The sequence below is a fragment of the Virgibacillus sp. GM2-2 genome (assembly GCF_055329585.1).
The window spans coordinates 14,373-35,125 of record NZ_JBUZWC010000022.1 but is presented as its reverse complement, the minus strand read 5'-3'; the positions used below and the strand labels follow the sequence as shown (position 1 = coordinate 35,125).

The 20,753-nt window shown below is 37.7% G+C and carries 18 protein-coding genes and 1 tRNA gene; 14 read left to right on the top strand and 5 right to left on the bottom strand.

The genetic code is table 11. From position 1 onward, the window contains the following. Nucleotides 1–38 precede the first annotated feature (38 nt). The 8 genes from ACY9Z2_RS17840 to ACY9Z2_RS17805 all read left to right on the top strand — a co-directional run bounded on the left by ACY9Z2_RS17840 (nucleotide 39) and on the right by ACY9Z2_RS17805 (nucleotide 10,040). Nucleotides 39–683 (top strand): 50S ribosomal protein L25/general stress protein Ctc, encoded by a 645-nt coding sequence (locus ACY9Z2_RS17840; protein WP_463611024.1) that lies wholly within the window; start codon nucleotides 39–41, stop codon nucleotides 681–683. A 103-nt stretch (nucleotides 684–786) separates the two neighbouring features. Beyond that, nucleotides 787–1,344, top strand: a complete 558-nt coding sequence (gene pth / locus ACY9Z2_RS17835) for an aminoacyl-tRNA hydrolase (RefSeq protein WP_463611023.1) — start codon at nucleotides 787–789, stop codon at nucleotides 1,342–1,344. A gap of 88 nt (nucleotides 1,345–1,432) precedes the next feature. After that, nucleotides 1,433–1,663, top strand: a complete 231-nt coding sequence (gene fin / locus ACY9Z2_RS17830; protein WP_463611022.1) for an anti-sigma-F factor Fin — start codon at nucleotides 1,433–1,435, stop codon at nucleotides 1,661–1,663. 517 nt (nucleotides 1,664–2,180) lie between these two features. After that, on the top strand, nucleotides 2,181–5,705 hold the full coding sequence (gene mfd, locus ACY9Z2_RS17825; RefSeq protein WP_463611021.1) for a transcription-repair coupling factor: 3,525 nt from the start codon (nucleotides 2,181–2,183) through the stop codon (nucleotides 5,703–5,705). A 134-nt stretch (nucleotides 5,706–5,839) separates the two neighbouring features. After that, entirely contained in the window at nucleotides 5,840–6,376 is a 537-nt protein-coding gene (gene spoVT / locus ACY9Z2_RS17820; RefSeq protein ID WP_463611020.1) for a stage V sporulation protein T, read from the top strand. 359 nt (nucleotides 6,377–6,735) lie between these two features. Next, nucleotides 6,736–8,340 carry a putative polysaccharide biosynthesis protein gene (locus ACY9Z2_RS17815; RefSeq protein ID WP_463611019.1) on the top strand — a complete coding sequence of 535 codons (1,605 nt, stop codon included), beginning with the start codon at nucleotides 6,736–6,738 and terminating at the stop codon, nucleotides 8,338–8,340. Continuing rightward, nucleotides 8,330–9,778 carry a bifunctional methyltransferase/pyrophosphohydrolase YabN gene (yabN, locus tag ACY9Z2_RS17810; RefSeq protein WP_463611018.1) on the top strand — a complete coding sequence of 483 codons (1,449 nt, stop codon included), beginning with the start codon at nucleotides 8,330–8,332 and terminating at the stop codon, nucleotides 9,776–9,778. Before ACY9Z2_RS17815 ends, yabN begins: the two co-directional genes overlap by 11 nt. A gap of 4 nt (nucleotides 9,779–9,782) precedes the next feature. Next, a complete protein-coding gene (locus ACY9Z2_RS17805; RefSeq protein WP_463611017.1) occupies nucleotides 9,783–10,040 on the top strand; it encodes an RNA-binding S4 domain-containing protein in 258 nt (85 codons plus the stop codon). Between the two features lie 81 nt (nucleotides 10,041–10,121). Here the strand turns inward: ACY9Z2_RS17805 and ACY9Z2_RS17800 are convergent, their stop codons facing one another. The 4 genes from ACY9Z2_RS17800 to ACY9Z2_RS17785 are packed head-to-tail and all read right to left on the bottom strand — an operon-like array spanning nucleotide 10,122 to nucleotide 14,586. Beyond that, nucleotides 10,122–10,697, bottom strand: coding sequence for a DUF4352 domain-containing protein (locus ACY9Z2_RS17800; RefSeq protein WP_463611016.1), 576 nt, complete (start codon nucleotides 10,695–10,697; stop codon nucleotides 10,122–10,124). Nucleotides 10,698–10,743: 46 nt separating this feature from the next. Beyond that, nucleotides 10,744–11,292 (bottom strand): DUF4352 domain-containing protein, encoded by a 549-nt coding sequence (locus ACY9Z2_RS17795; protein WP_463611015.1) that lies wholly within the window; start codon nucleotides 11,290–11,292, stop codon nucleotides 10,744–10,746. A 29-nt stretch (nucleotides 11,293–11,321) separates the two neighbouring features. Beyond that, nucleotides 11,322–13,898, bottom strand: coding sequence for an ABC transporter permease (locus ACY9Z2_RS17790; protein WP_463611014.1), 2,577 nt, complete (start codon nucleotides 13,896–13,898; stop codon nucleotides 11,322–11,324). Beyond that, entirely contained in the window at nucleotides 13,891–14,586 is a 696-nt protein-coding gene (locus ACY9Z2_RS17785) for an ABC transporter ATP-binding protein (protein ID WP_463611013.1), read from the bottom strand. The genes ACY9Z2_RS17790 and ACY9Z2_RS17785 overlap by 8 nt, the downstream gene beginning before the upstream one ends. Nucleotides 14,587–14,783: 197 nt before the next feature. On the opposite strand from ACY9Z2_RS17785, the gene ACY9Z2_RS17780 reads away from it, so the two are divergent. The 5 genes from ACY9Z2_RS17780 to ACY9Z2_RS17760 all read left to right on the top strand — a co-directional run bounded on the left by ACY9Z2_RS17780 (nucleotide 14,784) and on the right by ACY9Z2_RS17760 (nucleotide 16,867). Next, entirely contained in the window at nucleotides 14,784–15,056 is a 273-nt protein-coding gene (locus ACY9Z2_RS17780) for a hypothetical protein (RefSeq protein ID WP_463611012.1), read from the top strand. A 70-nt stretch (nucleotides 15,057–15,126) separates the two neighbouring features. Beyond that, the gene (gene yabP, locus ACY9Z2_RS17775) at nucleotides 15,127–15,429 is read left to right on the top strand and encodes a sporulation protein YabP (RefSeq protein WP_463611011.1); all 303 of its coding nucleotides are present in this window, start codon (nucleotides 15,127–15,129) and stop codon (nucleotides 15,427–15,429) included. After that, nucleotides 15,426–16,025 (top strand): spore cortex biosynthesis protein YabQ, encoded by a 600-nt coding sequence (yabQ, locus tag ACY9Z2_RS17770; RefSeq protein WP_463611010.1) that lies wholly within the window; start codon nucleotides 15,426–15,428, stop codon nucleotides 16,023–16,025. The genes yabP and yabQ overlap by 4 nt, the downstream gene beginning before the upstream one ends. 7 nt (nucleotides 16,026–16,032) lie before the next feature. After that, a complete protein-coding gene (locus ACY9Z2_RS17765; protein WP_463611009.1) occupies nucleotides 16,033–16,413 on the top strand; it encodes an FtsB family cell division protein in 381 nt (126 codons plus the stop codon). A gap of 70 nt (nucleotides 16,414–16,483) precedes the next feature. Beyond that, entirely contained in the window at nucleotides 16,484–16,867 is a 384-nt protein-coding gene (locus ACY9Z2_RS17760; protein WP_463611008.1) for a S1 domain-containing RNA-binding protein, read from the top strand. A 540-nt stretch (nucleotides 16,868–17,407) separates the two neighbouring features. On the opposite strand, the gene ACY9Z2_RS17755 is transcribed toward ACY9Z2_RS17760, so the two are convergent. Next, nucleotides 17,408–17,481 (bottom strand) — tRNA-Met (locus tag ACY9Z2_RS17755). A gap of 397 nt (nucleotides 17,482–17,878) precedes the next feature. Here ACY9Z2_RS17755 and spoIIE point away from each other — a divergent pair. After that, the gene (spoIIE, locus tag ACY9Z2_RS17750) at nucleotides 17,879–20,332 is read left to right on the top strand and encodes a stage II sporulation protein E (protein ID WP_463611007.1); all 2,454 of its coding nucleotides are present in this window, start codon (nucleotides 17,879–17,881) and stop codon (nucleotides 20,330–20,332) included. Nucleotides 20,333–20,753: the final 421 nt, after the last annotated feature.

The following is a 20,753-nucleotide window of genomic DNA, read 5'->3' as shown; positions in this document are numbered from 1 at the left end:
AATTAATAATAAGTAGTTATTAATGGAGGGTGAAAAATATGGCAGTAAAACTAAAAGCTTCAAAAAGAACGAATCAGGAGCAATCAGCTCTAAGGAAAATTAGAGAAATTGGACACGTTCCTGGTGTTGTTTACGGAAAAGATAAAGAATCAAAATCAATTGCTGTAGACAGCGTTGAACTAATTAAAACAATACGTGATGAAGGTAGAAATGCTATTATCTCGTTAGATATTGAGAATGATTCTTCAGTAGATGTCATGCTACATGACTATCAAATGAACCCGATTAAAGACGAGCTAGTTCACGTAGACTTCTATGTGGTAAACATGCAAGAAGAAATGGACGTTGAAGTACCACTTCACTTAGATGGTGAGGCACAGGGTGCTAAAGATGGTGGCGTTCTTCAACAACCAATGTACGAGCTTCAAGTTCGTGCGAAGCCAGGTGATATTCCTGAAGAGATTACAGTAGATGTATCAGCTTTAGAAGTTGGCGATAGTATTACTGTTGCTGACTTACCAAAAGGCAAAAACTACGAATTTCTTGATGATGCAGAAACGACTGTAGTTACGATTGTTCCACCAGATACGATGGAAGATATCGAGGCAGAAGAAACAGATGAAAATGCAGAACCTGAATTGGTAGATGCTGAGCCTGAAGAAGAAAATAGTGAAGAAAAATAAATTTTAGATTATATAGCATACAACTGAACCCTCCTGTAAGACAGTTATAGGAGGGATTGTTGTATGTATCAGAAAAAGATATTTCTATAAAGGAAGTAGTATAATGAAGTGTATTGTTGGACTTGGTAACCCAGGTAAAAAATATCATTCTACTCGCCATAATATTGGCTTTATGGTGATTGACGAGTTATTAAGCCGTCATTCTTTTGATTTGGATAAAAAAAAGTTCAATGGCAAATATGCGCTGGAGTATATCGGTAAATATAAGGTTTTACTTCTACAACCACAAACTTATATGAACTTATCAGGAGAAGCGATTAGACCATTAATGGATTACTACAATATTCCTGTTGACGATGTTGTCATTGTTTACGATGATCTAGATTTACCACCAGGGAAAATTCGATTGCGTCAAAAAGGCGGACCAGGAGGCCATAATGGTATTAAGTCGACTATTAATCACTTGGGAACAAAGGAATTTAAACGCATACGAATTGGTATCGGCCGCCCGACAACTCCACAGCCGGTAATGGACTTTGTATTAGGCTCCTTTTCAAAGGATCAGGCAGATGATGTACAGAATAGTATCGAAAAAGCTGCTGATGCTTTTGAAGCTTGGCTTGATAAACCTTTTATAGAAGTTATGAATGAATTTAATTAAGATAAAAGCATTATGTGAAAGGGTATAAAAATACGCATTTCGGATAAACTTTAGGATACCCCATGTTTTATCTCGAGGAGGTATTTTTATGCCTATAATTTATACATGCAGACATTGCGGGAACGAGGTAGGAAGAATTAAACAATCCGTAGTTGATTCCACAACACTTGGTATTGACAAATTGTCAGCAGAGGATCAAAAAGAAATGGTACAGTTTAAGCAAAATGGCGATGTACAAATTAAGACAATCTGTGAAGATTGCGAAGCGGCATTAGGTCAAAACCCGCATTATCATGAGCTTGATTTTTTTATACAGTAGAATAATCGTGCAAAGCTTTGGTTCGTATACCAAAGCATTTTTGCGCTTTGTCATATTAAAAGCGTGTTTTTTAAAGATTGTTGTTTTGACACATAATTTATATAATGCGAAGTAGTTGATTTCCACTGTGGGCAAGGCTAGTGAAGTGACTTTCGAGCGTACTGGAATGATTGTGTTTGCGTGCAGGATGTCAGCTATCGGACACACGATTCCTTATTTATAAAAAATAAGGGTAAATGCGGGTGTTATCGGACTCAGGGTTCCTTATTCGGGTAAAAACAGTTGAAAGTCATGTTTTTTAGCCGAATAAGGCATCGTGTGTCCGTTATTCCTCAAAATAAAGAATGAAAAAGGTAAATAAGGTATCCTCAGTCCGATACCTATCAGTGTCCTTGATGTACTTGCGCCAAACCACGTCGCATTATACATCAAGTACGAAGGTTGAAAAGTAACAAATATTATGAAATCAGTCTACTAAAATAATACATATTATAAGTGGTTGCCGGGGGTTTTTATTTTGAAGGGTATTGATACGTTTTTACAATCGAAGGACGACATTCAGTCTATTATCGATGGAATAAGTTCTGGGATGCAGGAACAGCTTGTAGCTGGTCTTGCCGGTTCCGCAAGAAGCTTACTAGTTTCTGTAATAGAGGAATCAATCAACAAACCTGTTTTATTGGTTACCCATCAGCTTGTCCAAGCACAGCAGCTTTATGATGATTTATCAGAGTTTATGGGAGATCAAGATGTACATCTCTACCCTGTAAATGAACTGATTGCATCTGAAATAGCTATTGCTAGTCCAGAGTTGAGAAGTCAACGAATCGAAGCGCTGACAGAATGGTCAAAAAAGGAATCAGGTATTCTAATTGCTCCCGTAGCAGCGTTAAAAAGGTTGTTACCTCCTAAAAGTTATTGGGAAAAATATCAACTTCGATTTGTACTTGGGGAAGACATTCATATAGATAACTATTTAAACTCACTAGTAGATATGGGGTATGAGCGCCAAACGATGGTAACAACTCCGGGTGAGTTTAGTCGTCGTGGTGGAATCATTGATATTTATCCAATTACAGAGGAACACCCAGTTCGGATTGAACTGTTTGACGAGGAAGTAGACTCAATCCGCTATTTTGATGCAGAAACTCAACGGTCGCTTGATAAAAAAAATGAAATAACAATTGGACCTGCTACGGAGTTATTGCTTACAGAGGAAGATATTCTTTCAGGAGCTAATCGGATTGAGGCTGAATTAGCCGATTCCTTAAAAAAGCTTAAAACAAATGAAGAAAAAGAGATGCTATCTGAAGCGTTAAGCTATGATTTGGAACGTCTAAAAAACTTAGAGCATTTTCAAGAGATGTACAAATATATTGGTTTTCTCTATGAGAAACCTGCTAGTTTATTAGATTATTTACCAAATAACGGCATTATTATACTGGATGAAATGAGTAGGGTTCAAGAGACTGCTACTAATATCGATACAGAAGAAGCTGAATGGTACAGCAATTTGCTTGAAACGAATAAAATGGTACGAAATAGTAAATTTTCTTTTGATTGGCATGAAATTTGGCAACAAATGAAGCAGCCTAGGTTATATATGTCTGTATTTATGCGCCATATACCGAATACTCAACCGCAAAATATCATTAATCTATCATCCCGAACAATGCAAGAGTTCCATGGACAAATGCACCTTTTTAAAAATGAACTGAAGCGGTGGTCGAAAAGTGATTCATCTGTCGTAATTCTAGTACCGAATAAGCAACGGATGGAGAAAGTGCATTCTATATTTGCTGATTACGAAATAGAAGCTAATAAAACCACCAATTTGCAGCTACCTGTTGAAATGCCCACTATTGCGATTGGCAACATTAGTAGTGGTGTTGAGCTACCAATGCATAAATTAGTTCTATTAACAGAAAACGAATTATTTAAAAAGAAATCAAAGCGTGTTAGAAAAAAACAAAAGATTTCGAATGCTGAACGAATTAAAAGCTATCAAGAATTAAAAATCGGCGACTATGTGGTTCACGCACACCATGGAATAGGAAAATATATTGGTATTGAAACACTTGAAGTAAATGATTTGCATAAAGATTACATGCTTATTCGCTATGCAAGTGATGATAAGTTGTTTGTACCCATCGATCAAATTGACTTAGTTCAAAAATTTGTTGGATCAGAAGGAAAAGAACCTAAGCTGTACAAACTTGGTGGAAGCGAATGGGCGAAAGTAAAACGCAAAGTCCAGTCATCTGTGGAAGATATCGCGGACGACTTGATTAAACTATATGCCGAACGTGAAGCAAAGAAAGGATTTGCTTTTTCAGAGGACACCGAAATGCAACGGGAATTTGAAGCAGCATTTCCTTATCAAGAAACAGAAGATCAAACGAGATGTATTGAAGAGATTAAAGAGGATATGGAAAAAGAAAGACCAATGGATAGACTTTTATGCGGCGATGTTGGATACGGGAAAACAGAAGTGGCAATTCGCGCAGCTTTTAAAGCAGTTGCAGATGGTAAACAGGTAGCAATTCTAGTTCCAACAACGATACTTGCCCAACAGCACTATGAAACAATTCGTGAACGATTCCAAGATCAAGCAGTCAACATCGGCATACTAAGTAGATTCCGAACAAAAAAACAATTAAAAGAAACAACAGCCGGTCTTAAGACGGGCATGGTTGATATTGTAGTTGGTACTCACCGCCTATTATCAAAGGATGTACAATACCGTGATTTAGGTTTATTAGTAGTGGATGAGGAACAGCGATTTGGTGTAAAACACAAAGAGAAAATTAAACAGCTGAAAACAAATGTAGATGTATTGACGTTAACAGCAACACCTATTCCTCGTACGTTACATATGTCGATGCTCGGAGTACGTGATCTTTCTGTCATTGAAACACCACCAGAAAATCGTTTCCCGATTCAGACATATGTGCTTGAGTATAATCCAATCCTAATTCGAGAAGCAATCGAACGAGAAATGGCACGTGGTGGGCAAGTATTTTTCTTATACAATCGTGTAGAAAATATTGATTCGATTGCACGGGAAATTGGTAACCTTGTTGAAGACGCGAGAATTGCTATTGCGCATGGTCGTATGAATGAAACGGAACTCGAAAATGTCATGTTTGGATTTTTAGAAGGTGAATATGATGTTTTAGTTAGTACAACAATTATTGAGACGGGTGTAGATATACCAAACGTAAATACGTTAATTGTGTATGATGCTGATCGAATGGGTCTCAGTCAGCTTTATCAATTACGTGGAAGAGTAGGGCGTTCCAATCGTGTAGCATATGCTTACTTTACGTATAAAAAAGACAAAGTATTGACAGAGGTAGCAGAAAAGCGACTTCAGGCAATTAAAGAATTCACTGAGCTAGGATCTGGGTTCAAAATTGCGATGCGTGACTTGTCCATTCGGGGTGCAGGAAACCTTTTAGGTGCACAACAACATGGATTTATTGACTCGGTCGGGTTTGACATGTATTCGCAAATGCTAAAGGATGCTATTGATGCGCGTAAATTTGGCAAAGATGTCATCGATATGAAGCCGTTTGAACCAGAGCTTGCTTTGAAAATTGATGCGTATATTCCGGATACGTACATTAAAGATGAAAAACAAAAAATTGATATGTACAAACGATTCCAGACAATATCTTCTCCAGAAGATGTAGAGGATTTACGAGAGGAATTAATTGATCGCTTTGGAGATTTTCCTGAAGAGGTCGCAAATTTATTTGAGGTTTCATCATTGAAAATGCATGCTCGAAATGAACGCGTTGAGTCCATTACGGAAAAAGCAAATAAGATAGAGTTGCTCGTTGACGAAAATCGCAGTCAACAAGTAGACGGATCAAAATTGTTTGATATTGCAAATGAATACGGACGTGGAATTCAACTTGGAACAGATAATAAAAATCTCAAAATTACGATCCAATGGTCGAAAGATAAAAAGCATCAACGCTATGACGTAGCTACTCAATTCATGAAACAACTGGCAACCGTTAATCGGGATAACTAGAAATTACTTGTTTCATGTATAGTTTTTTCCAGATGAATCATACTAACGGTACAACTGGTGTTTTCTTCAAGTTCTATTTAAAAGTGGAAATCGAACCAGAAATGATCATCATAGGAAAGTGAGGCTACATAAAAATGAAAGCAACTGGAATTGTGCGTCGAATTGATGATTTGGGACGAGTAGTTATTCCAAAAGAAATAAGAAGAACGTTACGAATTCGTGAAGGAGATCCATTAGAAATCTTTGTGGATCGTGAAGGAGAAGTTATTCTAAAAAAATATTCGCCAATAAACGAATTAGGGAGTTTTGCTAAAGAATATGCAGAGGCATTATTTGACTCCCTACATCAAGCCGTATTAATTTCTGATCGAGACGAAATCATTGCTGTTGCCGGTGAATCTAAAAAGGATTATTTAAATAAAAGTATTGGTGAACAGGTAGAAAAGGCAGTAGAAAGTCGATCTCAAATCTTTGAAACCGAGTCTAAAAAGGTGGAAATTTTACAAGGAAAAGATGAAGAGCTATCATCCTTCTGTATCAGTCCAATTATTGCAAACGGTGATCCGATTGGCTGTGTAATAATGATTGCGCGAGATGGGAAACAGCTTAGTGAAGTAGAACAAAAAGCCATTGAAACCGCCTCAAACTTCTTGGCGAAGCAAATGGAATAATAACTAATACGAGAAGGGTCAGCCTACAGTGGCTGATCTTTTTATTTCGTATGGAAGGATTTCTATGCAGTCGCCTCCGCTTTTCTTGATCCAGCTACGGCTCTTAGCGCCTAGCAAATAGATAGTCAGGATGAACGTAGGGAAAGAACACCCTACTTTTCACCTGCCTATCTATTTGTACGCCGCTAAGCAGTCGCCTCCGCTTTTCTTAATCCAGCTGCGGCTCCTAGAAGCTGCCGTCATAAGCAATGAACACTTCAACGCGAAAGACCGGGCGTTTACGGTTCCTTGCTTATGCGTCCGCTTCTAACCAGTCGCCTTCGCTTTTCTTGTCTGCTATAATTGGGGAAAATGGGTTTTTGAGAAAGGCGTTAACCATGGGCGGAAATGAATCAACTAATTGGGTGAAGGGAGCATTCATTCTTACATTTGCTGGACTACTAAGTAAAGTGTTGAGTGCTGGTTACCGGGTGCCTTTGCAAAATTTAACCGGTGATTTTGGATATTATATTTATCAACAAATTTATCCTTTTTTAGGTATGGCAACTGTTCTTGCTTTATATGGTTTCCCTTCAGCTATTTCAAAGGTGACAACTGAATTACAAGAAAAGGGAAATACACTATCTATCAAAAGTTTTTATCTACCACTCTTGGCAATATTACTATTGATTAACGGGTGTGTATTTTGGATTATCTTTTTTAACGCACCGCTAATAGCTAACTGGATGGGCGATGACAATCTTATACGTTCCGTTCAGACGACCGCATTTGTTTTCCTAATGATCCCATTCACTGCATTATTACGTGGTGTATTTCAGGGGAACAATCATATGCAACCAACGGCGACTTCTCAGATTGGGGAGCAAATCCTTCGTATTATTATCATTATTTCCGTCGCAATATTTCTTGTGAAAAGTAATGGCAATATATATGTTATCGGTCAAGCTGGTGCAATCGCTGCTATATGTGGCGCGGGGATTGCCATCATTATCTTAATGGCATTCTTTGCTAGGCTAGCACCTCGTAAATTGGGACATGCTGCAGTTCCTTGGATATATTATTGGAAAATGCTTTTATTTTTCGGAGTTATTGCAGCACTGAATCATATGACGTTATTGGTTATTCAACTAGCAGATGCATTCACCCTCGTTCCAGGATTACAGAATTATGGACTATCGAAAGAAGCTGCAATGAAAACAAAAGGGGTATTTGACCGTGGTCAGCCGTTAATTCAACTTTGTACTGTTTTAGGTTCATCCTTTGCATTAGCGTTGATACCAAACTTATCGAGAAGGAATAAACTATCGGAAATGTATCATTTTGCTAGAGCTGCTTTAGTGTTTAGCTTTTATCTCACCATTGGTGCAGTAATTGGTCTAATCCTAATTCTACCTGAAGCAAATTTGCTATTATTTCAAGATAAAAGTGGTACAGATAGCCTTCGAGTTTTGATGCTATCCATTGTATTTTGTTCACTAGCCATTACAGCGGCTTCAATCTTACAAAGTTTAGATCGGGTAAAACGGACTGCGTTTTTTATACTACTAGCTCTCACTGTTAAGTGGGTAGGCAATTTAATACTTGTACCATTATTTGGAATAACAGGAAGTGCACTTGCTACAGTAATCGCGTTACTAGTGTTGTGTTATCTCGTATTCCAAGCATTGAAAAGAGAATTGCCTCGCTTAAAATTTTTCCGTTATATTAATTGGCGTGCTCTGTTAGTAGCTAGCATAGGTATGAGCATCTATGTTTTAAGTATGGATTTGCTTGTTAGTAGTCACATTGAATCAAATCGATATCTGTTATTAGCATATGTTATAGTTGTAGCAATAATAGGAGCAATCGTTTATTTGTATTTATTAGTAAAATTTCATGCCTTTACGAGTAAACAAGTAATGATGTTACCAGGTAGCTCATTTTTATTAAAGGTGCAGCAGGGGAGGATTCATAATGACAAATAACATAGAAATAATCGGACTTGGCGCAGGTGATATCGATCAACTGCCACTTGGGATATATAAAAAACTAATCAATCATAAACAGACGGTTTATACACGTACGGACGACCACCCTGTAATAGATTCGTTGAAACAAGAAGGAGTCTGCTTTGAGTCATTTGATGGTTACTATGAAAAAAATGATCAATTTGAGGACGTTTATACGGAAATAGTTGAGCTGTTGCTGGAAAAGGCAAGGAGGGAATCTATTATTTACGCGGTTCCTGGTCATCCGATGCTCGCTGAAAAAACTGTCCAGCTTTTATTGAAGCAAGACGAAATAGAAGTGAATGTATTAGGTGGTCAAAGCTATTTAGATGATTTATTTACTTCACTCAAAATAGACCCAATCGATGGATTGCAATTTATCGACGGTACTGCGTTTGAACGAAGTGATCTAAATTACCGGAATCATATCGTATTCTGCCAGGTTTATGATCAATTCATTGCATCTAATGTAAAGCTAGCATTATTGGAAGACCTCCCACCAGACTATCCTGTTAAAGTAGTCGAAGCGGCTGGTAGTAAAACAGAGAAAATAATAACTATTGAACTAGAGGAGCTAGACCATAACCTAGAGGTTGGAAATTTAACAAGTGTATACATACCACCTGTTGTGCAAGAACTACTAAATCATACATTTGATCGTTTACGTCAGGTTATTCATGTGTTGCGTAGTCCTGAAGGATGTCCATGGGATCGGGAGCAGACACATGAATCGCTTCGTGAATACGCGATTGAAGAAGTCTATGAATTAATTGAAGCAATTGATCAACAAGATGATGATGGTATCATAGAAGAGCTAGGTGACATTCTCCTGCAGGTCATGCTGCACAGTCAAATTGGAGAAGATGATGGATACTTCACTGTTGACGATGTAATACGTTCCATTACTGACAAAATGATTCACCGTCATCCACATGTATTTGGTGACAAGCGTGTGGATACAGTTTCTGACGCATATAAAAACTGGGATGCCCTAAAGAAAGAGGAAAAGGGAGACGAACGGACTTCCTATTTAGATGGCATACCGAAGCATTATCCTTCGCTATTAAAAGCAACAGAGCTACAAGGGAAGGCTGCCAAGATCGGCTTTGAGTGGACAGAAAAAGAAGGAGTTTGGAAAAAGCTTGAAGAAGAAATTGCAGAGGTTAAGGAAGCTATAAAAGCAAGTGATAGTTTTGAAGTAGAAAAGGAGTTTGGTGACGTCCTGTTTGTCATTGCTAACCTAGCAAGATATTATAAAGTAAATGCAGAGATCGCGTTAAATCAAACCAATCAAAAATTTATTTCTCGCTTTGGGTATATAGAAAAACAGTTAGTAGAACAGGGAAAGCAACTTAGTGATGCATCACTAGAAGAGATGGATTTTTATTGGAATCAAGCAAAAAAGGAAGAGTGAGGATATGCGCTTAGATAAATTTTTAAAAGTATCACGACTTATTAAACGACGTACATTAGCAAAGGAAGTAGCCGATCAAGGAAGAATTACGATTAATGGCAATCAAGCAAAAGCTGCTTCAACTGTATCAAAAGGCGATGAGCTTGTTATTCGTTTTGGTCAAAAGCTTGTTACGATTAAGATTAATGATTTGAAAGAAGTTGTGCGGAAAGAAGAAGCGGAAATGCTGTATAGTGTGGTGAAGGAAGAGAAGGTTGAGTAGGAATAGTTAATTTAATGACTCTACTATATGCTTTTTATAAAACGGGAGTGTAACCTGTGTTGAGGTACACTCCCGTTTGACTTATTTTGCCGGAACACTCCATGTGGCACTTCCTCCAGTTTCAAAAGCCGTATAACGAACTTCCCATACCCCTTGCTGGTCAGGAACATCAAAGAAAATCGCGCCTTTAACTTTCTCTCCTGATCCTAACTCTTCATTTATATTACTTTCTTCAGCTGGCATTGCTGGTCTAATTTCGAGACCTTCCACATCATACATTTTGAAATGATATAAATCAGCATAGACTTTTCTGTCCGTTGTATTTTCAATAATAACTCCAATCTTAACTGCATGATCTTGATATAGTGGTTTAAATTGTTTCATTTCTCCAGTAAAAGGCTCAATACTTGTGAGAGTAACTTTTATTCCATTGGCATATACAGTATCGCCTATTTTATGAGCATTTGCATTTTCCTCAGGTTCTTCTTTAGGTTTTTCATTAGATTCTTCCTTAACCACTTTATCGGGATTTTCTTCTGGCGTTTTTTCTTTTATTTCCTGTAAGGGCTCATCCTTTTTACCAGTTTTTTCAGAGCAGGCAGTCATTAGACATACTGCTAATACTGTTAGACCTAGCACCTTTATAAGTTTATTCACAACTTTTCCCCCAATAAGTAAATCTTTTGATGATATTAATCCATCTTTATTTTGCTGGTACTTCCCAGCTAGCAGCCCCACCAGTTGAAAAAGACGCGTAGCGAACTTTCCAAAACCCTTCTTGATCAGGGACATCAAAATAAATGGCACCTTTAATCTTTTTTCCTGCTGCAAGCTCGGCATCTAAATCTATGCTACCAGCTGGTATTACAGGTCTGACTTTTAGTCCATCCACACCATACATGTTGAATTCGGAAGAAGTAGCATAAACTTTTGTATCGGTTGTATTTTCTATAATAACTCCGATCTTAACTGCATGATCCCGATATATTGGATCAAATCTTGTTTCTCCAGTATAAACTTCAATATCTGTGAGCGTAACCTTTATTCCCCCAGCATCCACCGTGTCGCCCAATTTGGAAAAAACTTCCTGTTTTTCAGGTTCTTCTTTTACTTCTTTAATCTGGTTATCACCTTGTGATTTCTCCTTTACTTCCTGTGAAGGCTCATCCTTCTTAGAAGCATTTTCAGAGCAGGCAGCCATTAAACATACTGTCATTATGGAAACACCTATAACTTTTACAAGTTTACTCATTAAAATTATCCCCCTTTGCCGTTACATTTTTAAGCACTTTCCTTTAATACCTCGTATGGATTCGTTTTTAATGCCTTTACAGTTGGTATTGTAGCCCCAATAACCCCAACTATAGTTGGAATAAAAATAGTCGATAAAAGAATCAGAAGGGAATCCCAAGGGAAAATCCCATACATGAATCCGATATATACCATGGAAAGGATTACTCCGACTAATCCAGCTAAAATCCCAACCAACGCACCTTCCAAAATAATCGAACTTCCAACGGATCTATTCTTCCATCCAATTGATTTAAACAAAGCTAGTTCACTTTGCCGCTCCACGATGTTTTGCCACATTAATTCAGCGGTGGTTAATACACCGACTAGTAGCGCTGCACCCATAATGAAGTAATGCGATTCATTTACTTCAACTGCAATAAATTCTCCCAAATAAGATGTATACAGTACACCATCTAGACGGAAGGATACAAAAAGATAGAATGCTAGTAATGTTGATGGTAGTGCAATGGCCAAAATAGATAATAAGTTTCGCCATGGGCGTTGCATAACTTGATTTATAACCAATCCAAGAATCGATTGATTCTTAAAAATTCTTCTGGATTTTGAACTAATTTCTCCCGTTCTTATTCCTTGATATGGCTTTATTTTTCCTACCTGGACAAGAGGTATTAGAATGCCAAATCCATAAATTAACAAGGCTGTTAGACTAACTAAACCTATTTTGGCAATGTTAAATTCTGATCCATTCTGTGCCAAAATATATTCCACACCAAATGCCAAAATACTAATCAATATCACATAGGATAAAGCTTCTATTATAATCATTTTCCGTAACATGCTGGTTCTCCAGCCAAGTGCGAGGAAAATACTATATTCTTTTCGATTCGTTAGAAACGAAACATAAGATGTGGCTAGCACATACATGACCCCTATCAATAAAACTGCTAGAAGCACACTTGTATAGCCAAGTGATGTTTCTCTAAAAATTGCAATTGCAGCGCCAATGTGAATCCACGTCTGTTCCATCCATCCTTCCGTTTCACCTTTATTAACGATTTGTGTGATAGTTGGTTGCGGTGATGATCCTCGTGTGATGATTACTTGTAAACCTGTTTTATCTATAATTTCTTGTTTTACCGCTTCTAACTTATCTTGTGAATCGTTACCGAACTCCTCAATTCCGTCTACTCTTATTCGGATAGAAGAAATACTATTTCCGCCCGTTACTTTTTCAGCAGCTTTCACGGTTGTTAATAAGTTTGGTGGGTTTGGTAATAGAGCTGTTGGGTAACCGGATCCCTTTATTTTTTTGACAGGATTGAGCGGTTCTCCATTTTCATCTAACACTACATTCGCCTCGGCTGGACGATATGTTTGAAGTGGTAATTTTGTCAGTGGGTCTTTGCTGACCTTTAGCTTGGTTGGATCATATTTACCAACAACATCTAATTCTAAAACTGGAAAAGAGGCTCCTCCGTTTTCCAGTTTGTGATCTACAAATGTAGGTTGTCTGAACACATGATTCGGAAACATTTCATCATAACCTATTTTTTCATTTGTTTTAAGCGGGTCATTTTTAATCTTAAACCCAACTTTCCATCTCTTTGGAAATGGACTATTTATTTGTTGATAATTTAACGGACTTGAGGCATTTATTAATTGGGATGTAGCGAGCTTAACCATAGGGTTTTCACTAGGCTTATTAAGCGTCTTAAAGTACATGTCTTCAAACTGTTTCCCAGTAAGCATATATTCATCAATTGGTTTGGTGTCTATTTTGTCAAGAAACTTATCGCCATTTCCCTTTATCTTATTGACAATATCTTGCTGTTCTTCTTTTGTCTGAAAAGGTATTTCTAGTTTTTCTAGGGTTACTTTGTATTTAATTGCTGAAACACTGTCCTGATTCAATATAACTGGTAAACGAAAGTTATCATCAAATCTCGCATGTTGTTTAGCTGTATCATCTGAATTTAAGTATCTGCTTGACTTCGTTGATTCGATTGTCTTATCAAGTCCAACCAACTTTGCTTCTTGTTCTGGATCTATTCCAACAATTAACTGTTGCGAAAACAAAGCAATGCCACCTTCAAGTGGATAAACGCCAAAGTTTAAATCATAAATAGTACCAGTCCAACCCACAATCCTGTAATCTGTTCTATCTATTAATGTTGTTTTAAACAAATTGTTATCATGGGTATATTGAGTATTTAGTTTGTACAGTCCAGGATCCTTTACATCAAACGTACCTTTTATTTGTAGTGGGAGTTGTGTATACCCCATTACGGCAAGAGGAGCAGCCACTTCCACATCAGTTATATTTTTAATTGTTTCATAATCTTCATAGCTAATCCCGCCGTTAATTCCGTTAAGAAAATTCGGTGTCATTAAATTATTCTTATTTAAAACAGTATCTGGTGGAGTAACAACAAGATCATACGCACTTTTCCATTTCTTCTGTAGCGTTTCATTAACCGTTCCTTTTGTTGTCTCTGTAAGGCTGAATAAATAGATGAGAACTCCGCTAATTAGCACAACACCGATTACGGAAAGGAGAAATCGTTCCTTGTTACGCATCCAGGAATTCCATATAATCCTATACATGAACGGTACTCCTTGTATCGCTCATTACCTTTCCATTTTTCATTTCTACGATGCGGTTAGCACGTGAAGCAAGGTCTGGGTCATGCGTAACAAAGATGACGCCGCAACCCTTTTCTTTATTTAAAGCAGTTAACTGATCAAAGATAATTTCTCCTGTATGGGTATCTAAATTCCCAGTCGGTTCATCCGCTAAAAGCCAGTGTGGCTCATGAACCATTGCACGGGCAATAGCAACGCGTTGTTGCTGGCCACCAGATAATTGGGATGGCAAGGAGTTAAGCTTATCTCCTAATTCAACTTGTGCAAGTAACGCTTCTGCACGTTCTTTTTTGTTATAGGATACTTTTCGTGAAAACAAAGGAGCCATGACGTTCTCTAAGGAAGTTAAGGTAGGTAGTAAGTGGAATTGTTGAAAAATGAAACCGATATTTTCAAAACGGAAATCGGCTAATTTTTTTTGGTTTAACTTATTGATTGGGTGGTTTCCGTAGATTACCTCACCATCCGAAGGTATATCTAATGCACCAAGAAGACTTAACAACGTTGATTTACCAGATCCTGATGCGCCAACAATTGCTACAAACTCGCCTTCTTTAAATTGCAGATTAACGTTTTCTAAAGCGTATGTACTTACGCCGTCTCCTTTAAAGACTTTACTCACATTCTTACATTCTATTGCATGTGACATAACCCAAATCCCCCTTTATCTAGGTTAAACTATCTATTTATACCATATTACCATTTCTTTACATGAAATAGAATGAATTATTTTTTATTTTTTGCAAGATTGTGTCTTTTAACTATTTAAATTGTATTTTTTCTATACATAATACCTTTAACACAAGGGAAAATATAGATATTGCCACAATAAAAGGAGTGTACGAAATGGAAGAGAAAAGTCTTCATCAAAAACTACAACAGGCAAGTCAACAAATAAAAGAAGCTGGTCGAGCTGTCAAACAAGCACAAGGCAGAGACCCTCAACTTCTCAAACAAGCTGAAGAACAGTTGCAACAAGCTGAGCGGCAGTTACAAAACACGCAATCCTATGGAACGGAGGCTACGGAAAACCCTCAATTCCAACAGACTTATGAAGAATTGCATGATACGCGTCAACAGGTGAAAGAAGCACAACAAAATAACAATGATGTTTTATAAAATAAAGATAACGCAGTTCTAGACTTGTCCTCCTTTTCATATAGTTATAATGATAAGGAGGACGATTTTTATGAATTATTATGAAAAGGATACGCAACCTCATGTAACACAACAGGATCACGCTTTGAAAATTAATAATCGAAAAAGCGTAGAAATCAGTGGTGTAAAAGAAGTGGATAGCTTTGACAATGAGGAATTTTTGTTGGAAACCGTCATGGGATTTTTAATTGTACGTGGACAAAACCTTCATCTGAAAAATTTGGATGTAAGTGAAGGGCTTGTTTCCATAAAAGGTAAAATCTATGAGCTTTCCTATGTAGATGAACAACATCAGGAGAAAGCTAAGGGTTTCTTTAGCAAGTTGTTTAGATGATTCTATCCGTCCAGTTTATGACGATGCTCGCCATGATCTTAGGTGGATTTTATTTAGGGGCTATATTGGATACATTTAGGCGAGCATCGGTACATTGGAAGCATTCCGTATTCCTCATCTTTTTCATGGAAATCTGCTTCTGGATTTCACAAACCTTATTATTATTTTATATTTTATATCGTGTAAATGCTGGTGAGTTACGATTCTATGTATTTGCTGCTTGTTTGCTTGGGTTTGCAACATATCAAGCACTTGCAGCTAAAGCATACAAAAAATTACTTGAGCGGCTGATTCAGATTGCCTTATCGGTGTATCGTTTTATAGCAAATACAGTTCGAAAAATACTTGTCGCGCCAGTTGTGTTTGTTTTTTCCTTATTATTCTCGGCAATTGCCTATATACTTCAGGTTCTTTTCATTGTATTACTAACGATAGGTAAAATAATCTTTGCTCCATTTAAGTGGGTAATTATGTTCATTTATCGCATATTACCGGAAGGAGTTAAAAAATATTTACACAAACTAGCAGGATTTTATAGTACAATGAAGAATATATGTAAGAAATGGTGGAAGTATTTAAAATTTAAGAGGAGGTAATGAGGTCGTGTCCGCGAAGGAAAAAACAGTAACAAGATTAAGTTCAGATTATATGCAGCAGTACGATGCACATAAAGGTAGGCAGAAACGTAAAAAACAACGTCTGATTCGGCGTCTTGTGTTATTTTCTATCATAGCCCTCCTTATGATCGGCACAATGGTTACATATCATGTTAAGCAACGTGCACTCCAAGCTGAGAAACAGGAACAATATGAACAATTGCAACAAAAGATGGCAAAATTAGAAAATAAAGAGGCTGATCTTAAAGAGGAAATTCAGCTCTTGCAAAATGAGGAATACGTTCTAGAAATTGCAAGAACCAATTATTTTTTCTCTAAAGAAGGGGAATTAATTTTCAAAATCCCTGACGAGGAGCCATCTTATTGACACACTTTTACTAACTTGGCTATAATATAATAGTAGTATATTTAAAATTTTAAGGAGGAGCATTTTTTTTATGTCAATCGAAGTAGGCAGCAAGCTGCAAGGTAAGGTAACTGGTATCACTAATTTTGGTGCATTTGTAGAACTTGGAGAAGGGAAAACAGGTCTAGTCCATATTAGTGAAGTTGCCGATAACTATGTTAAAGACATTAATGAACACTTAACTGTCGGTGACGATGTTTTGGTTAAAGTAATTAATGTTGAGAAAGATGGTAAAATCGGTCTATCCATCAAAAAGGCTAAAGATAAGCCAGCACGTCCGAGGAACAACCGTGATCGTGGCGAAACATTTGAATCAAAGATGAACAAATTTCTAAAGGATTCAGAGGATCGTTTAGCTTCATTGAAGAAGCAAACGGAAACCAAACGCGGAGGCCGGGGTGCTAAACGAGGATAATATTGCTGTCTATAAAGATGCTCTATAAAAATAGATCATGGCAGGTACTACTTTTCGAAGTAGTGCCTTTTTTTGTTGGAAACTATAGAATTGAAATTTTGGGCAAATGGCTAACCGAAACAGACACGTCCAGTTCCAGCGCTCAGCAATGCTTTTAGGTAAATGAATATTTAGCGGACAGAGTGTTCGCTATTTGTAGAAAACAACCTGATTTATGGGGGGAAGCGGACACATAGGCCCTTATTGATAGGATTGCGCTTCTTTTGTGTCCATTTTTGCTAAATAAGGTATCTTGAGTCCGCAAACATGTGAAAAGGGTTCGTTTTTTAGTAAATAAGGAATCGTGTGTCCGATAGACCGCAACAGATACTACAAAAGCTCGAGATTCATAGGAATCTCGAGCTTTTGTTTGTCTAGCTCCGACTCCTAGAAGCTGCCGTCATAAGCAATGAACACTCCAAACGCTAAAGAACAAGCGTTTTACGGTTCCTTGCTTATGCGTCCGCTTCTGACCAGTCGCCTACGCTTTTCAAGTTTTGATAGCGGCGGAGGGGATCGAACCCACGACCTCACGGGTATGAACCGTACGCTCTCGCCAGCTGAGCTACGCCGCCAAATTTAGCCATTAGAAAACTTGGCTTGTCGCCAGGCTTTAATGGTGAAAGCCTTAGTTAACTAAACTTATACTGCTAACTTTAAGCGTTAACTTTTTAGCAGTGCAAAAAATATATTACATCACTATACGAGTAGTGTCAATCCTTTCGCTAGATTTTTGAAATTTCGTTCATATAGCGAATTTTGCAAGTTAAACAAGATATGGAACGATTACCAGATAACAAGTGTTTAAGCATACTTTTTCACAATTTTATTTTTGGAAACGCGTTAGTTCTTGTAGAAACGTGATTGATTTAAATAGAAGTTAGTCGAACGATTTTATGAATATCGTCTGATGTTTTGACAAAATAAATTTACTTCCTATGATTTAATAGCTTTAAGAGGGAGTGGATTTGGATGATGGATTCAATACCAAGAATGGAAACAAAGGTGTTCGGGGCTGAACAAGGGGTCATGCATAAGTGGCGAAGAAGGATCTATTCAAAAACACAATCAATTTTAATAGAGAAGGGGTGGTTATTTTTTATTGTCGGTTTTTTGTTAGGACGAGCTGTCATATTATCTGCCGTATCTCCGTTTTCTGTTGCGTTTTTAGCAACGATATGGCTTGTACATAAAGAAAAGGCAGCAAAGGTAATGCTAGCCACCTTTATTGGAGCATTAAGTTATTCGGTCGATCAAGGTATATTTATTATGCTTGCCATGATTGTTTTTATATTTTTAGCTGGTTTGTTTAAACGTGTAAAAAACCAACAAGGAGCAATTCTTTTGTTTGTTTTTTTAGCCACCATGGCTCCACGTATCACACTTTATTCATTTTCAGGTCAGCTATCATCATACGAATGGATGCTTTTATTTGTTGAAGGTGTTTTGGGAACGGTCCTAGTATTAATCTTTATGCAAAGCATTCCATTATTATCACCAAAAAAATATAAACCTACGTTAAAGAATGAAGAAATCGTTTGTATGATTATATTACTTGCTTCCATACTAACGGGATCAATTGGCTGGGAAATATATAATGCATCTTTCGAACAAATTTTTTCACGATATTTTGTTTTAATGCTGTCTTTCATTGGGGGAGCGGCAGTTGGATCAACTGTTGGGGTTGTTGCTGGTTTAATACTTTCACTTGCTAATGTTGCCAATCTATATCAAATGAGTCTACTCGCGTTTTCAGGGCTTCTCGGTGGATTGCTTAAAGAAGGAAAAAAGATGGGGGTTAGTATTGGGTTATTGGTTGGGACCTTTTTGGTTGGCATATATGGAGATGCTGCCAATTTGCTTCCTTCTCTAATTGAGTCCTCAGCAGCAATTTTATTATTTTTCCTCACTCCTGCTAGTTGGTTTAAAAAACTTTCCCGCTATATTCCTGGCACGGAGGAGTATACGAATGAACAGGAACAGTATCTACAAAAGGTTAGAAATGTTACGGCTAAACGGGTTGAGCAATTTTCAGACGTTTTTGAGGCGCTCTCAAGGAGCTTTCAAGCAGTAGAATATACATCTGTTGAAGAAGATGCTGATTATAAACGAGAAACAGACTATTTTTTAAGTCAGGTAACGGAAAAAACGTGCCAAGGATGCTTTATGAAAAACCGATGCTGGCAACAGCAATTCGATAAATCGTATTCATTAATGGAAGGGTTAAAAAATGACTTAGTTGAAAATCGCGAGCCAAGCCCAGGAGATATGCGAACGTTTGAAAATCATTGTGTAAAATCGAAAAAAGTAATGGATGTGATGAAGGAAGAATTAACGATATTCGAAGCAAATCAACGGCTACAGAAGCAAGTGTCTGAAAGTAAACGCTTTGTTGCAGAACAGTTACAGGGTGTGTCAGAGGTAATGGATGACTTTGCAAAGGAAATTTTAAAGGAACGACATCACCATGAACAACAGGAAATGCAAATTATTCAAGGACTAGAACAGATGGGAATTGAAATGGAAAAACTGGATATTTTTAGTTTGGACAAAGGAAATATTGATATTGAAATGCTCGTTAACCTATACGAGTACCGAGGTGAAGGTGCCAAGTTAATCGCACCAATGCTTTCTGATATTTTAAATGAAGTGGTAGTTGTTAAACAAGAAGAAATCTCTCCATTTCCAAACGGAAGCTGTTTTATTGTATTCGGATCGGCAAAGGAATATGTGGTGGAGACAGGAGTATCACACGCGGCAAAAGGGGGAGGAGTTATATCAGGAGATAGTTTTACAACAATGGAGCTAGGTACAGGCAAATACGCAATGGCAATTAGTGATGGTATGGGTAATGGTGAACGCGCTCATGAAGAAAGTGTAGAGACATTGCGTTTACTACAGCAAATATTGCAAACAGGGATTCCAGAGAAGGTAGCGATTAAATCAATAAATTCGATTCTTTCATTACGATCTACTGATGAGATGTTTGCGACGCTTGATTTAGCAGTTATTAATTTGCATAATGCTGCTGTTCGGTTTTTGAAGATTGGTTCAACACCAAGTTTTATTAAACGGGGAGATAAAATGCTTAAGGTAGAAGCAAGCAATTTACCAATGGGTATTATTCAGGAGTTTGATGTTGACATAGTGAAGGAACAATTAATGGCTGATGATCTACTGATCATGATGAGCGATGGAATTTTCGATGGTCCAAAGCACGTGGAAAATGTTGATTTATGGTTGAAACGAAAAATTCGTGAAATGCAAACAAACGACCCGCAAGAAGTTGCAGATTTAATATTAGAAGAAGTAGTTCGTACGAGATCTGGTGAAATAGCAGATGACATGACGGTAATGGTAGCAAAAATCAACAAAAACGTACCACAATGGGCTGCCATTCCAGCGGGACATAAGTATGCACAGTAGAAGGAAAATGCGAGGTAGTGATAATTCAAGTTTATGGTAACAGAAACGTTGATTTCCGCTGCGGGCAGTCGCGCACCTTAGGGCGGCTGGTGAGCCTCCTTGCCCCGGCAAGGGGTATGCCGACGTTGTCCGCAAAGGACGGTTTTAGTCGGCCATCATTAATATCGCACTGTGGGGTCTCACCTATGCCTATTAATCCCGTAGGACAAGGAAAGCTTCCCTGAAAAAACATCGCACGCAGAAAAAGTGATTTTCTTTTTCAAGGAGTCGACTGCCTTCCGCTCCAATCAACTGCCAAAATAGCGTGTAACTCATGTTTTTTTAACAAATGAAGCAAGAATAATGGGGTGCAATTCCAGCGAAGGAAAAACATGAAGACTCCTGCGGGAAAGCGAAGTGATGAGACCCCGCAGTGAGCGGT